This is a genomic window from Chelativorans alearensis (assembly GCF_010993735.1).
Taxonomy (GTDB): Bacteria; Pseudomonadota; Alphaproteobacteria; order Rhizobiales; family Rhizobiaceae; genus Chelativorans; species Chelativorans alearense.
The window spans coordinates 1-14,314 of the sequence record NZ_WQNI01000002.1 but is presented as its reverse complement, the minus strand read 5'-3'; the positions used below and the strand labels follow the sequence as shown (position 1 = coordinate 14,314).

15 protein-coding genes are annotated in these 14,314 nt (G+C 64.1%); 5 read left to right on the top strand and 10 right to left on the bottom strand.

The window, feature by feature from the left end; genetic code table 11:
* Window positions 1–79: 79 nt before the first annotated feature.
* A complete protein-coding gene (gene dnaK / locus GPJ75_RS02830) occupies window positions 80–1,993 on the bottom strand; it encodes a molecular chaperone DnaK (protein WP_163264951.1) in 1,914 nt (637 codons plus the stop codon).
* A 372-nt stretch (window positions 1,994–2,365) separates the two neighbouring features.
* Between dnaK and GPJ75_RS02825 the strand changes: the two genes are divergently transcribed.
* Window positions 2,366–2,986: a cell wall hydrolase gene (locus GPJ75_RS02825; RefSeq protein ID WP_163264949.1), complete on the top strand. Its 621-nt coding sequence runs from the start codon at window positions 2,366–2,368 to the stop codon at window positions 2,984–2,986.
* On the opposite strand, the gene GPJ75_RS02820 is transcribed toward GPJ75_RS02825, so the two are convergent.
* The 9 genes from GPJ75_RS02820 to infC all read right to left on the bottom strand — a co-directional run bounded on the left by GPJ75_RS02820 (window position 2,983) and on the right by infC (window position 10,997).
* Window positions 2,983–3,969, bottom strand: a complete 987-nt coding sequence (locus GPJ75_RS02820; RefSeq protein ID WP_163264948.1) for a Gfo/Idh/MocA family protein — start codon at window positions 3,967–3,969, stop codon at window positions 2,983–2,985. The two genes, GPJ75_RS02825 and GPJ75_RS02820, sit on opposite strands and share 4 nt — an antisense overlap.
* A gap of 28 nt (window positions 3,970–3,997) precedes the next feature.
* The gene (locus GPJ75_RS02815; RefSeq protein ID WP_163264946.1) at window positions 3,998–4,573 is read right to left on the bottom strand and encodes a YceI family protein; all 576 of its coding nucleotides are present in this window, start codon (window positions 4,571–4,573) and stop codon (window positions 3,998–4,000) included.
* 68 nt (window positions 4,574–4,641) lie between these two features.
* Window positions 4,642–5,208 (bottom strand): cytochrome b, encoded by a 567-nt coding sequence (locus GPJ75_RS02810; protein WP_163264944.1) that lies wholly within the window; start codon window positions 5,206–5,208, stop codon window positions 4,642–4,644.
* A 49-nt stretch (window positions 5,209–5,257) separates the two neighbouring features.
* Entirely contained in the window at window positions 5,258–7,663 is a 2,406-nt protein-coding gene (gene pheT, locus GPJ75_RS02805) for a phenylalanine--tRNA ligase subunit beta (RefSeq protein WP_163264942.1), read from the bottom strand.
* A gap of 26 nt (window positions 7,664–7,689) precedes the next feature.
* Window positions 7,690–8,775, bottom strand: coding sequence for a phenylalanine--tRNA ligase subunit alpha (pheS, locus tag GPJ75_RS02800; RefSeq protein WP_163264940.1), 1,086 nt, complete (start codon window positions 8,773–8,775; stop codon window positions 7,690–7,692).
* Window positions 8,776–8,973: 198 nt separating this feature from the next.
* On the bottom strand, window positions 8,974–9,375 hold the full coding sequence (rplT, locus tag GPJ75_RS02795) for a 50S ribosomal protein L20 (RefSeq protein ID WP_163264938.1): 402 nt from the start codon (window positions 9,373–9,375) through the stop codon (window positions 8,974–8,976).
* 27 nt (window positions 9,376–9,402) lie between these two features.
* Window positions 9,403–9,603, bottom strand: coding sequence for a 50S ribosomal protein L35 (gene rpmI / locus GPJ75_RS02790; RefSeq protein ID WP_163264936.1), 201 nt, complete (start codon window positions 9,601–9,603; stop codon window positions 9,403–9,405).
* A 163-nt stretch (window positions 9,604–9,766) separates the two neighbouring features.
* The gene (locus GPJ75_RS02785; RefSeq protein WP_163264934.1) at window positions 9,767–10,387 is read right to left on the bottom strand and encodes a methyltransferase family protein; all 621 of its coding nucleotides are present in this window, start codon (window positions 10,385–10,387) and stop codon (window positions 9,767–9,769) included.
* A 73-nt stretch (window positions 10,388–10,460) separates the two neighbouring features.
* Entirely contained in the window at window positions 10,461–10,997 is a 537-nt protein-coding gene (gene infC, locus GPJ75_RS02780) for a translation initiation factor IF-3 (RefSeq protein ID WP_159586885.1), read from the bottom strand.
* A 204-nt stretch (window positions 10,998–11,201) separates the two neighbouring features.
* Here infC and GPJ75_RS02775 point away from each other — a divergent pair, with 204 nt between their 5' ends.
* The 4 genes from GPJ75_RS02775 to GPJ75_RS02760 all read left to right on the top strand — a co-directional run bounded on the left by GPJ75_RS02775 (window position 11,202) and on the right by GPJ75_RS02760 (window position 14,213).
* Window positions 11,202–11,975 (top strand): alpha/beta hydrolase, encoded by a 774-nt coding sequence (locus GPJ75_RS02775; RefSeq protein ID WP_163264932.1) that lies wholly within the window; start codon window positions 11,202–11,204, stop codon window positions 11,973–11,975.
* Window positions 11,976–12,095: 120 nt separating this feature from the next.
* Window positions 12,096–12,530 carry a DUF2852 domain-containing protein gene (locus tag GPJ75_RS02770; protein WP_163264930.1) on the top strand — a complete coding sequence of 145 codons (435 nt, stop codon included), beginning with the start codon at window positions 12,096–12,098 and terminating at the stop codon, window positions 12,528–12,530.
* Between the two features lie 121 nt (window positions 12,531–12,651).
* Entirely contained in the window at window positions 12,652–13,413 is a 762-nt protein-coding gene (locus GPJ75_RS02765; protein WP_163264928.1) for a M48 family metallopeptidase, read from the top strand.
* A 131-nt stretch (window positions 13,414–13,544) separates the two neighbouring features.
* Entirely contained in the window at window positions 13,545–14,213 is a 669-nt protein-coding gene (locus GPJ75_RS02760) for a phosphoribosylanthranilate isomerase (protein WP_163264926.1), read from the top strand.
* The last annotated feature ends 101 nt before the right edge of the window (window positions 14,214–14,314 follow it).

Below are 14,314 nucleotides of genomic sequence, written 5' to 3'. Positions count from 1 at the left end.
CGTCAGCCGCCGACAGTCCGGAAAAGAAAAGGGCCCGGGCAACGACGCCCGGGCCTTCCTGTCGTTCCATAAACGCCGGTCAGGCCGACTTCTTGTCGTCCTCGTCTATTTCCTCGAAGTCGGCGTCGACGACATCGTCACTGGACTTGGCCTCGCCCTCAGCGGAGGCTTCCTCTGAACCCTCGGCCTGGCTTGCCTCGTACATAGCCTGGCCGAGCTTCATGGAAGCCTCGGCGAGCGCGGTGGTCTTGGCCTTGATCGCCTCCACGTCGTCGCCTTCGGTGGCCGTCTTCAACTCGGCGATGGCGTTCTCGATGGCCTTGCGCTCTTCCTCGGAAACCTTGTCGCCATACTCCTTGAGCGACTTCTCCGAAGAATGGATGAGGGCTTCGGCCTGGTTCTTCACCTCGACCGTCTCGCGGCGCTTCTTGTCGGCCTCGGCATTGGCCTCGGCGTCCTTGACCATCTTCTCGATCTCGTCGTCGGAGAGGCCGCCGGAAGCCTGGATGCGGATCTGCTGCTCCTTGCCGGTGCCCTTGTCCTTGGCATGCACATTGACAATGCCGTTGGCGTCGATGTCGAAGGTCACCTCCACCTGCGGCACGCCGCGCGGGGCGGGCGGAATGCCAACGAGATCGAACTGGCCGAGCAGCTTGTTGTCGGCCGCCATCTCGCGCTCGCCCTGGAAGACGCGGATCGTCACCGCCGACTGGTTGTCCTCGGCGGTCGAGAAGACCTGGCTCTTCTTGGTGGGGATGGTCGTGTTGCGGTCGATGAGGCGCGTGAACACGCCGCCCAGCGTCTCGATGCCGAGCGACAGCGGGGTGACGTCGAGCAGCAGCACGTCCTTGACGTCGCCCTGCAGCACGCCGGCCTGGATGGCGGCGCCCATGGCGACCACCTCGTCCGGATTGACGCCCTTGTGCGGCTCCTTGCCGAAGAAGGCCTTCACCGTCTCCTGCACCTTGGGCATGCGTGTCATGCCGCCGACGAGCACCACCTCGTCGATCTCGCCGGCATTGAGGCCGGCATCCTTGAGCGCGGCCTTGCAGGGATCGACGGTGCGCTTGATCAGGTCTTCGACCAGGCTCTCGAACTTGGCACGCGTCAGCTTGATCGCCAGGTGCTTCGGGCCGGTCTGGTCGGCGGTGATGAATGGCAGGTTGATCTCGGTCTGCGAAGCGGACGACAGCTCGATCTTGGCTTTCTCCGCAGCCTCTTTCAGGCGCTGGAGGGCGAGCTTGTCGTTCTTCAGGTCGATGCCCTGCTCCTTCTTGAACTCGTCGGCGAGGTAGCCGACCAGGCGCATGTCGAAGTCCTCGCCGCCGAGGAAAGTATCGCCGTTGGTCGACTTCACCTCAAAGACGCCGTCGCCGATCTCGAGAATTGAGATGTCAAAGGTGCCGCCGCCGAGGTCGTAGACGGCGATGGTCTTGCCTTCCTTCTTGTCGAGGCCGTAGGCGAGCGCTGCCGCCGTCGGCTCGTTGATGATCCTGAGCACGTCGAGGCCGGCGATCTTACCGGCATCCTTGGTGGCTTGGCGCTGAGCATCGTTGAAGTAGGCGGGAACGGTGATAACCGCTTTCTCCACCTTCTCGCCGAGATAGGACTCGGCGGTCTCCTTCATCTTCTGAAGGATCATGGCGGAGATCTGCGAGGGGGAATACTGCTTGCCCTGGGACTCGACCCAGGCATCGCCGTTGTCGGCCTTGACGATCTTGTAGGAGACCAGCTTCTTGTCCTTCTCGACCGTCGGGTCCTCGAAGCGGCGGCCAATGAGGCGCTTGATGGCGTAGAAGGTGTTTTCCGGGTTGGTGACCGCCTGGCGCTTGGCCGGCTGGCCGACCAGACGCTCGTCCGAATCGGTAAAGGCGACGATCGACGGCGTGGTGCGCGCGCCTTCCGCATTCTCAATAACCTTGGCGTCCTTGCCGTCCATCACGGCGACGCAGGAATTGGTTGTTCCGAGATCGATACCGATTACTTTTGCCATCTATTCTCTCCGCTAAGCAGACTGCCAGGACCCATTCAGGCGTTCCAGGCGACAGCCCCTGTTCATACGAAATGCCGCGATACTTCGGTCGGTGAAACACGCAAGCCGCGACGTTGCCGCGTATATAAGAACAGCATTTTTGTCACGCAAGGCGGCATGTGCCTGTTCCACGCGCTTGAGCGCGTGCGGTTTGTCCCGTTTGGGAGGCGGAGCGGGGGTAGCCAGCACCAGAAGGTTGTCTTGTTGAGAATTTGTTGACGCTTGTCACGGCATATGCTCTCATAGGTTGAATAATATGTAGGATGTACAATTTTGCGTAAAACTGGATGCTTCCTGGGGGGCGTCCTGCTTTTACTGACGACGAAAGACGTCATGGCGACGCCAGTTGCCCTGACGATGCCCGCCTTGGGCATCGTCCACCAAACCGCTATCACCGTATCGCACGGAGCAGAGAGCCTGCAGCGCTTCCCGGAAACGATGCGCCCGCACGAGACGCTGCAGCGTCTCGGCGACCGCTTGGCACGTGACTGCCTGGCGTTGGCCATCTATCACGAGGCGCGGGGTGAACGGACGAGCGGTCAATTCGCCGTCGCCCAAGTGATCCTCAACCGGGTGCGCTCGCGCGTCTACCCGCGCAGCATCTGCGCCGTGGTCTACCAGAACGCGCACCGGCGCAACCGCTGCCAGTTCTCCTTCGCCTGCGACGGACGCTCCGACTATCCGTTCGATAGGACGGCGTGGGAAAAAATGCAAAAGGTCGCCGCGGCCGTCTTGTGCCGCGAAGACTGCGGAGGGAAGCAGGCCGCGCAGGTCAACCGCGACATGCTGGAGGCGACGCACTATCACGCCGTCCAGGTAGCGCCCAGTTGGGCGAAACGTCTGCGCCGCGTCGGGCGCATCGGCCGGCACCTGTTCCTCGCGTGCGAGCGGACGCTGGCGCGCATGGACGCGCTGCCGCGTTCGGACACGCGGAATCCCCTACCTGACCCTTAGACCCGTTCCCAGCCATCATGGGCGGCCGCGCGGTAGATGGCGTCGATCACCTTCTGATTCTTCACCGACTCCTCCAGCGTGAAGACCGGTACATCCTCTCCGCTGACCGCGCGGGCGAAGGCCTCCGCCTGGCGGCGGTACTGGCGGATGTCACCGTAGCGGTAGACGGTCGAGGTCCCGTGATCGGCGCTGTTGAGGATGACGCGGTCATCGCCGTAGACGCGCGAGTTGAACGGGGTTTCCACTTCGATGAAGCCTTTGTCGCCGTGGAACACCATCACCTGTCGCGCCGCCATCTGGGTGGACACATAGAAGCTCACCTCGAAGCCGCCGCAGTCGGCCTTGACGCTGGCATAGATATCCGTGCCAAATTTCGCGTCGCGCTCGACAACCGCCTGAATGCGCTGCGGCTCGCAGCCGGTGACGAAGCGTGTGGCAACGGTCGGATAGACGCCGATGTCGGGCAGGCCGCCGCCGCCCAACTCCGGCCGGTTGCGCATGTTGTCGGGATCGACGTTGTGATAAGTGAAGGCGCCCTGCACGTGGCGCAGGCGGCCGATGGCGCCCTCGGCGACGAGCTCCCGCGCCTTGTGCCACTGCGGATGGTAGGTAACCATGAAGGCCTCGCAGACGAGCACACGGTTGCGGTCGCGCGCCTCGATCACCTGACGGATATCGTTGGCGTTGAGCGCCAGCGGCTTTTCGACCAGCACATGCTTGCCGGCGTCCGCCGCCTTCACCGCCCATTCCACATGTTGCGATGTAGGCAGCGGAATGTAGACGCCGTCGACCTCCGGCGAGGCGAGCAGCGCCTCATAGGAAGAAAAGGCATGCGGGATGCCGAAGCGCGCGGCAACGGCCTTGGCCCGCGCCTCGTCGCGGCTGGCGATGGCGGTGACCACGCCGTTCTCCGCGTCCAGAAGCTGCGGAATGACGAATTCACGGCCGATCTTGGCCGTCGACAGAATACCCCAGCGGAACATGTCGCCTCCCGAAAAAATCGCCGCGAGACTATCGGCGCTGCGAGGCGAGGTCCATATCGAAATCGACGACATTGGAATAGATCGGCGTTCCGACATCCATGCCGTAGCGGGAACGGAAGACCTTGCCCTGAACGTGAAAGCGGAGGTTCCCACGTTGCGCCTCGGCAAGCCTGACGTGAAACGTCTCCTCGAAAGTGCGGCCGCGGGCGGTGAGATTGCCTTCGATGGTGGCCGTGTCATCGCCGGTGCGGCGGACGCGCGTCGAACGGAAGACAATCGCCTGCTCGTTCGCCGTGTCGAAGACGGCATCTGATTTGAGGAAATCGTCGATGCGTTTCTGGCCCGTCGTCACGCTGTCGGGATAGATGGTGATCGTCACACGCGCGCGATCGACACTGTCGGCAGGGATGTCGATCGTTCCGTCGAACCTGGCGAACCGGCCCCTGATCCCCGGGCCTCCCACCGCCGCCACCGTGAACGCGAGACGCGATCCAGACGCCACGACGGCATAGCGGCCCGCCGCCTCCGACAGGGACGGGACCGCCGCCCGCAGAGGGGCGGCGAGAACGAGCAGGACCGCGACAATGGCAAGGCGCGCCGCCATCTCCATATTCCCATGCCCGAAGATTCCCATTCACGGGCACTATCGGATGCGCCGCGAACAAGGTCCACTCACGGTTCCGTGCGCCGCCCCGGCCGGAGCATCCGCCTGAGCACGCCGTCCTTGAGGATGAAGTGATGGCGCAGCGCGGCCAGCATATGGACGGCAACCAAGGCGATCGCGGTGTACGCCAGCGAGCGATGCAGCAGCCGCCAGAACGTTTCTCCCGCTTCCGAGACACCGACCGGCAGATGCGGTAACACAAGGAGGCCGAAGACGAGCGTCGGTATGCCGAGCACCGAGGCCGAAACCAGCGCCCAGCCGGAAAGCGGCAGGATGAGGAAGACGGCATAGAGCAGGCGATGAACCGCGGTCGACGCCGCCTTCTCCCAGCGCCGCAGCGAGGCGAGCGGCAGGGGCCGCGGGTTCGCCAGACGCCAGAGAAGCCTGAGCACGATCAGGGCGAGGATCAGGAGACCGAGCGACTTGTGCCACTGGATCAGATTGAAGGCGAGGCGCTGATCGGCCACCCGGACCATTGTGAGACCGAGACCGATCTGGCCGAGGATCAGAACCGCGATCGCCCAATGAAAGGCGATCGCAAGGAGGCCGTAGCCGTCTTTTGTGTTGCGGATCATGGCGCTGCTCACGCCGGTAGACTACCCCGGCGGGTGGCGGTCGTCATGTTCAGCTTCTCAGCACACCGCCCGTCTGCTTCCCAACATTCTCCACGATTCGCCCGGCCAGCGCCTCGAAATCTTCGTCCGTCAGGGTCCTTTCCACCGGCTGGATGGTGACCTCGATGGCGATGGACTTCTTGTCCGCGCCGAGGGCCTCACCCTCGAACACGTCGAAGACGTTGACGTCGGCGATCAGCTTCTTGTCGGCAGCGGCCGCGGCGCGGGTGAGCGCGCCGGCCTCCACCGCCCTGTCGACCACAAAGGCGAAGTCGCGCTTGACCGCCTGGAAGGGGGAAAGGTCGAGGCGGGGCTTGGTGCGCGTTGCCCGCGCCTTCGGCTCGGGGATGACGTCGACGAAGACCTCGAAGCCGCACAGCGGCCCGGAAACGTCGAGCGCCTCCAGTGTCTTCGGGTGGAACTCGCCGAAGGTGCCGAGCACCATCTTCGGGCCCAGCTTGATCGTGCCCGAGCGGCCGGGGTGGTACCATTCCGGCCCGCCAGCCTCGATCTGCAGCTTGTCCACCGGGGCGCCGCAGGCTTCGAGCACGGCAAGCGCGTCGGCCTTGGCTTCGAACACGCCGACGGGCGCGGCATTGCCGGCCCAGTGGCGGCCTTGGGCCGAGAGCCGCGCGGTGCCGCGGCGGATGCCGGCCGCCACGCGGCGCTGGTCTTCCGGACGGTCGCCCTCATAGGCGCCGGAGACCTCAAACAGCGCCACGTCGGCAAAGCCGCGGTCGGCGTTACGCTGCGCGGCCGCGACCAGGCTGGGCAGGAGCGACGGGCGCATGGTCGACATGTCGGCGGCGATAGGGTTGGCGAGCGTGAGCGCCTTTTGCCCGCCGCCGAAGAGCTTGGCGTGATCTTCCGGGATGAACGACCAGGTGACGGCCTCCATCATGCCGCGCACGGCGAGCGCCCGCTTGGCCTGGCGCGTGCGCACCTGAAGCGTGGTGAGGATGCGGCCGCTGACGGCGTCGTGCGCGACCATCGGCTCGGGCGCGATCTCGTTGACGCCGTGAATGCGCATGACCTCTTCCACGAGGTCGGCCTTGCCGTCGATGTCGGGGCGCCAGGAGGGAACGGTTACATCCGCGACTTCGCCATCGCCCTCAGGCGTGAAGCCGAGGCGCGTAAGGATGGCGAGGCTCTCCGCGCGCGGCACGTCGAGCCCGGTAAGCCGCTTCACCTCGGAGGTCGGGAAGGAGACCGTCTTCGGCGTATGCCCCTGATAGCCGACGACGCGCGCCTCTGACGCCTCGCCGCCACAGATTTCGAGCACCAGCCGCGTCGCCAGCTCCATGCCGCCGACCATGAACTCGGGATCGACGCCGCGCTCGAAACGGTAGCGTGCATCGGTGATGATGTTTAAGTTCCGGCCGGTACGGGCGATGTTCGCCGGCTCCCACAGGGCCGATTCGATCAGCACGTTCTTCGTGTTTTCGTCACAGCCCGAATGCTCGCCACCCATGATGCCGGCGATCGACTCCACGCCGTTCTCGTCGGCGATAACGCAGACTTCCGGCGAAAGCCGGTATTCGCGCTCGTCGAGCGCCAGCACCGTCTCGCCTTCCCTGGCGCGGCGGATGGTCAGGTCCCCTATCACCTTGGCGGCGTCGAAGACATGCAGCGGGCGGCCGCGGTCGAAGGTGACGTAGTTTGTGATGTCGACCAGCGCGTTGATGGGGCGCAGGCCGACGGCTATCAGCCGTTGCTGCATCCATTTGGGCGAGGGGCCGTTCGCAACCCCGCGCACGGCGCGCAGTGCGAAGCCGTGGCAGAGATCCGGCGCCTCGATCTTTACATCCACCGGGCAGGCGCCCTTGCCTGAAACGGGCTCGACCGCGCCCTCCCTCAGGCGCCCGAGGCCCGCGGCGGCCAGATCGCGGGCGATGCCGTAAACGCCGGTGCAGTCCGGCCGGTTCGGTGTCAGCCCGATCTCGATAACCGGGTCGTCGAGCTTCGCCCACGTGGCGAAGGCCTTGCCCACCGGCGCATCCTCCGGCAGATCGATGATGCCGGTGTGCTCGTCAGAAAGCTGCAGCTCGCGCTCCGAGCACATCATGCCATGGCTTTCCACGCCGCGGATCTTCCCTACCGAAAGGGTGACGTCGATGCCCGGGATATAGGTGCCGGGCGCGGCGAAGGCACCGATGAGGCCCGCCCGCGCGTTGGGCGCACCGCACACGACCTGCACGGGCTTGCCGTCGCCGGCATCGACCGTCAGCACCTTGAGCTTGTCCGCATCGGGATGCTTCTCGGCCGTCAGCACCCTGGCGATGAGGAAGGGCTTGAGCGCGGATTTGTCATCGACCTCTTCGACCTCAAGGCCGATCATGGTGAGCGTCTCGACAATCTCGTCGAGGGTGGCCTCGGTCTCGAGGTGATCCTTGAGCCAGGAGAGTGTGAATTTCATCTTCGTTCAGCCTGCCTGGTTGGAAATCAAGAGCTCAAGCCGCCGAAGAGCGTCGGCAGGTCGAGCGGGCGGAAGCCGTAGTGCTGAAGCCAGCGCACGTCGGCGTCAAAGAAGGCGCGCAGGTCCGGCATGCCGTATTTCAGCATGGCGATACGGTCGATGCCCATGCCCCAGGCGAAGCCCTGGTATTCGTCAGGGTCGAGGCCGCCGTAGCGCAGCACGTTGGGGTGCACCATGCCGCAGCCGAGGATCTCCAGCCAGTCGCTGCCCTCGCCGAAGCGTATCTCGCCGGGCTTCGAGCGGTCGCACTGGATATCCACCTCCAGGCTCGGCTCCGTGAAGGGGAAGAAGCTCGGCCGGAAGCGCATGTTGAGCTGCGGCACCTCGAAATACGCCTTGCAGAACTCCGTCAGCACCCATTTCATGTTGGCGACGTTCGCCGTCTTGTCGATCACCAGCCCTTCGAGCTGGTGGAACATCGGCGTATGCGTGGCATCGGAATCCGCCCGGTAGGTCTTGCCGGGTATGACGATTCGGATCGGCGGCTTCTGCGCCTCCATAGTGCGGATCTGCACGGGCGAGGTGTGCGTGCGCAGGAGCTTGCGCTCGCCGTTCTCGTCCGGTTCGAGGAAGAAGGTGTCGTGCATCTCGCGCGCCGGATGGCCTTCCGGGAAATTGAGCGCGGTGAAGTTATAGTAGTCGGTCTCGATGTCCGGTCCCTCGGCGATGGCGAAGCCGAGATCGCCGAAGATGGCGGTGATCTCGTCGACCACCTGGGTGATGGGGTGGATGCGGCCGCGCTCTGCCGGCGGGCGGGCGAGGGGCAGCGTCACGTCCACCGTCTCACGTTCCAGCCGCTCTGCGATCGCCGCCTCTCGCAACTCGGTGCGGCGGGCGGTCAATGCCTCGGTGACGCGGTTCTTCAACCCGTTGATGGCCGGGCCCATTACCTGGCGTTCTTCCGGCGGCATGGCGCCCAGCGTCTTCAGTTTCTCCGAGATCGACCCTTTCTTGCCGAGGGCCGCGACACGCACGGCCTCCACCGCCTGCTCGTCGCCGGCGCCGGCGATCTCGTCGAGAATCGTCCTTTCCAGCTGGTCCAGATCGTTCATCGTCCTTCCTTCAACTCCTGCCTTGGCCGTTGCCGGCGCGCCGTCCCGGACGGCCGTGCCCTTGCCGGGCGTAGGAAGCGGATTGCGATTGTCCATGACACTATCTTCGTTCGTCGTTGCCATCATGAAAAAACCCGCGCCAGCACTGCCAGCGCGGGTTTCCCGAAAATTCCGTTCCTGCTTCGGGAAGCGCTGACCTTAGGCGACAGCGCTTTCAAAAGCATTGGGCGTGGTGTTCTTGAGATACTCAAGCGCCGTCTTGGCCTTGGCAACGAGCGCGGCGAAGGCCTGCGGCTCGTGCACGGCCATGTCGGCCAGCACCTTGCGGTCGATCTCAATGCCAGCCTTGTTGAGGCCGTCGATGAAGCGGCCGTAGGTCAGGCCGTGCTCGCGGGCGGCGGCGTTGATGCGCTGAACCCACAAGGCGCGGAAATTGCGCTTGCGGTTCTTGCGGTCGCGATAGGCGTACTGCAGCGACTTCTCGACCGCCTGCTTGGCGGTGCGGATGGTGTTCTTGCGGCGGCCGTAGAAGCCCTTGGCGGACTTCAGGACCTTCTTGTGCTTGGCGTGGGCGGTAACGCCCCTCTTCACGCGGGCCATGACATGATCTCCTTAAAACCGGTTCACTCAGAAGCTGTAGGGCATGAACTTCTTCACGATCTTCGTATCGGGATCGGAAAGAACCATCGTGCCCCGCGCATCGCGGATGAACTTGTTGGAACGCTTGATCATGCCGTGGCGCTTGCCCGCGGCCTGCACCTTCACCTTGCCGGTGGCGGTCACCTTGAACCGCTTCTTGGCAGAAGACTTGGTCTTCATCTTGGGCATTTTGCTTCTCCGATTATCGGCGCAGACGCGCCATTCTAGTTCTGACCGGGCCAAAAGGTCCGGAAGCATTAAAAGCCGCCACGGCATGCCCTGCCGGCCGGCTCGTACGAGGCGTGCCTCATATCAGCAAGTTTCTGCCCACGCAATAGCCGCAAGGATTCCGTCAATACAGCCGGAAAAGAATCGGGATCAGCCCCATTTCCTGCCCACGCTCGATCAGCTCGAAGAAGGGAAGCGCGGCAAAAAAGGCAAGGCCGTCGACCAGCGTTCGATTGAGGATGCGCGGCCGAAAAGTCACCTCTTCCCGGTCCCTGAAAAGCCTGGGGGCGGGAAGGAAGCGGGGCACGCTTTCCAGATAGGCTCGATAGGGCTCGCCGAGCACGGCCTTCAAGTGACGCTCCTCACGCAGGGCGACGATGTGGAAGGCCATCATGCAGAAGCCGGCCGCAAGCGCCGTCACGACAAAACTGCCGGTCTGCGCCCCAACCCCGGCCGCAGCAAGCGTCGAGAAGAAGTAGAGCGGATTGCGCGTAACCGAGTACGGGCCGGTGGAGACGACCTCCGCGGATTTGCGCCCGCCGATATAGAGGATGGACCACAACCGGCCGCCGATGCCGACCAGTATCAGGGCAAGGCCATACGCTTCCAGAAGCTCGTGCGACATCTCGCTTTGCAGCGAGCTGCTGAACACGAGCAGGAAACAGACCACACCGATGAGGAACGCCAGAACGTAGCGCCGCATGGCCTGATAGGCGGCGATCGCCTTTGCCGGTTCACCACTCATTCTGAGGTTCGCCCCTTCGCCTTGCGCGGCAGCAACATGCTTCAACCCGCGCAAGGCATACTCGGCATCTAGGCTATTTCGGGGCGAGCACCATCATCATCTGACGGCCTTCGAGCTTCGGCTCGGCCTCAACCTTGGCGATCGGCTCCACCTCGTCGCGCACGCGATTCAAGAGCTTCATGCCAAGCTCCAAGTGAGCCATCTCACGTCCGCGAAAGCGCAAGGTCAGCTTCACCTTGTCGCCCTCCTCGAAGAACCGGCGCACGGCCTTCATCTTCGTCTCATAATCATGAGTGTCGATGTTGGGCCGCATCTTGATCTCTTTGATCTCGATGGTCTTCTGTTTCTTGCGGGCTTCCGCGGCCTTTTTCTGGCTCTGGTATTTCAGCTTGCCGAGATCGGTGATCTTGCACACGGGCGGATCGGCATTGGGCGATACCTCGACAAGGTCGAGCCCGGCCTCTTCGGCCGCCAGCAAGGCTTCCTCGGTCGCGATAATGCCCCGGTTGTTGCCTTCGTCATCGATAAGCTGAACCCGGGGAGCCCGGATTTCACGATTGGCGCGGGGCCCCTCCTTCACCGTAGGCGGCGCTTTGAACGGTCTGCGAATGGTCTTCTTCTCCTCAAGTCGTTGACGGAACGGTCCGGCCCGTAGCGTCGAGCCGATGGCTATGTGCGCTTGGCGAGCCGTGTGTCAATAGCATAACCAAGCAAAAGAATCACGCGGAAGCGCGCGACGGGAAGGCTGATTGCTCTATGCTCTCTCTTGCCGAACCGGTGCCCGCGCCAGAACACCTTGCACAGGAGGACACGGATGAACCAGAGCGAACCGACCCACATCGAAGTCGACGGTACCGAGATCGCCGTGCGCCACCGGCAAGGCCGCGCGCCCGGCCTCGTCTGGCTCGGCGGCTACCGCTCCGACATGATGGGCACCAAGGCCGAAGCCCTGGACGCCTGGGCGGGCGAAAACAGCCTTGCCGCCACTAGGCACGATTATTCCGGCCACGGCGAATCAGGCGGCGCTTTTACCGATGGTACCATCTCCCGCTGGCTTGCCGAGAGCCTCGCCGTCTTCCGCCGGTTCACGGAAGGTCCGCAAATCCTCGTTGGCTCCTCCATGGGCGCCTGGATCGCGCTCAGGATGGTGCAGGAGATGCAGAAGGCCGGCGAAGGCCGGCGCATCGGCGGGCTCCTGCTCCTGGCGCCGGCGCCGGACTTCACGATCGAGCTGATGGAGCCGGTGCTGAACGCCCGGCAGCGGCAGGCACTTGAGACCCAGGGCTATATCGAGGAGCCTTCGGAGTATTCGCCGGAGCCCAACATCTACACCAAGGCGCTGTTCGAGGACGGGCGCAGGAACCGGGTACTCGAAGGCATCATCAATACCCACTGCCCGGTGCACATCCTGCAGGGCATGGCCGACCCCGACGTGCCCTACGGCCACGCCATGCGGCTGGTCGAGCACCTGCCGGCCGACGACGTAACCCTGTCGCTCGTTCGCGACGGCGACCACCGCCTGTCCCGGCCGCAGGATATCGGCCTGATGCTGCGCGTCGCGGCGTCGCTGGTGGAGCGGGCCGGATAGCAAGCCTTTTCATATAGGCAGGCCCTTTCGGTATTTCATGTCTTGAATCGACGAAAAGCGCTTCCCATCTCGATTCATGCGGCCGCAGCCCTTGTTCGCAACCGATGAGGAACCGCTGACATGACCAACTCTGCACTGATACGCCCGGCCTGGACGCCGGCGACGATCGCCCTGATGGTGATCGGTTTCATGGTGTTCTGGCCGCTCGGTCTCGCCATGCTCGCCTACATTTTGTGGGGCGACAGGCTGGGCGAGTTTAAGCGCGACGTGAATCGCGCTACCGATGGCATGTTCGCCAACTGCCGCCGCGCCTCCCGCGCCCACGCCCGCACGGGCAACATCGCCTTCGACGATTGGCGCGAGAAGGAACTGGAGCGTTTGGCCGAAGAACGCCGCAAGCTCGATGCCATGCGCGAGGAGTTCGACGAATATGTGCGCGAGCTGCGTCGCGCCAAGGACCAGGAAGAGTTCGACCGTTTCATGAACGAGCGCAAGGCAAGCCGCGATTCGAGCCAGCCCGAGACCAAGGACCGGAAGACCAAGGGCAAAGGCTGACCAGCCTTCGAAATACCTTCCCTGCCCCATAGGCGGCGCCCTCCGGGCGCCGTTTTCTGTTCCCTGAATAGCCGTCGATTTTGCGGCTCTTCTGCCGGCCCGAATCATCTATCCTGCCCGAATGCTGCCCCGCCCTTTCAAGAGAGCTCCTCTGAAGGTCTCGACCCAGCCCGTGGAACGGTCCCACCGGGTGGCTGGCCGGGAAGTACCTTTGAGGATCGTCGAGAACGCCCGCGCGCGGCGCCTGACCCTGCGCATCGCGCCGGGCGGCACGGGCCTGCGTGTCACCATCCCGCCGGGTCTTTCGCTTCGTGAAGTAGAGCGCTTCCTGGCGCGCCACCAGGGCTGGCTGGAGGAGCGGCTGAAGAAGCTGCCCCACCAGCCCCTGGTGCGGCCGGGCATCAAAATCCCGCTGCGCGGTGTGCCGCATCTCATCATGCACGAGCCAAGCCGGCGTGGAACGGTTGAGACGACCATGCACGACGGCCAGCCGGCGCTGGTGGTGACGGGCGACCGCAGGCACTTGCCGCGCCGGCTGGCCGACTTCCTTAAACGGGAGGCGCGGCGCGACATCGGGATGCTGGTAGTCAGGCACACCGAAACGGTCGGCCGACGCGCCAAGGCCATCCGCTACCGCGACACGACAAGCCGCTGGGGCTCGTGCACGTCGGACGGCACGCTTTCCTTCTCCTGGCGCATCATGATGGCCCCGCCATCGGTCATCGACTACCTGGTGGCGCACGAGGTGGCGCATCTGAAAGAGATGAACCACGGCCCCCGCTTCTGGAAGCTGTGCGAGGAGCTTTGCCCGGATACGGAGCGCTGCAAGGCATGGCTGAAAAGGAACGGGACAGCGCTGCAGGCGATACAGTTTAGCGAGTAGTGAAGTAGTGAGTAGAGAGTAGCGGGAGATAGCCGAGGGGGCGGCATCCCATAAAACCACTACTGACCACTCACTACTCCCTATTCGCTCTTCCCTCGACTCCGCCACCATTTCATGCCACTCCCACCCCTATGGAACTCGACATCAAGATCTGCGGCCTGAAGACGGAGGAAGCGGTGGCTGCCGCGCTCGACGGCGGGGCGAGCCATCTGGGGTTCATCTTCTTCGAAAAGAGCCCGCGCAACGTGGCGGTGGAGACGGCCGCACGCCTGCGGCAGGCGGCGCGCGGCCGGGCGAAGGCTGTGGCTGTCTCGGTGGATACCGACGACGAGACACTGGCGCGGGTTGTCGAGGGCATGGAGCCGGACATGCTGCAGCTTCATGGCAAGGAAAGCCCGGAACGCGTGGCCGCGCTCAAGGCGCGCTATGGCCTTCCGGTCATGAAGGCTGTGTCCGTGCGCGAGGCGGCGGATCTGGAAGGTCTCAACGCCTATCGTGGCATCTCCGACCGCTTCCTGCTCGACGCCAAGCCTCCACCGGGCGCGGAGCTTCCCGGCGGCAACGGCATGCCGTTCGACTGGCGTCTTCTGACTTTTCTTGACGGCGATGTGGATTACATGCTTTCCGGAGGCCTGAACGCTGCCAATATCGGCGCGGCCCTCGGGCTCTGCCGACCGCGCGGCATCGATATTTCTTCCGGCGTTGAGCGTGCGCCGGGCGAGAAAGACCCGGATTTGATACGCGCCTTCTTCCACGCCGTGCAAGCGGCAGGGGAAGCGCGACCAGAGGAGACGGCATGAACAAGCCGGTTGAACCCAACTCGTTCCGGACGGGTCCAGACGAAGGTGGGATGTTCGGGATCTTCGGCGGCCGCTTTGTCGCCGAGACGCTGATGCCTTTG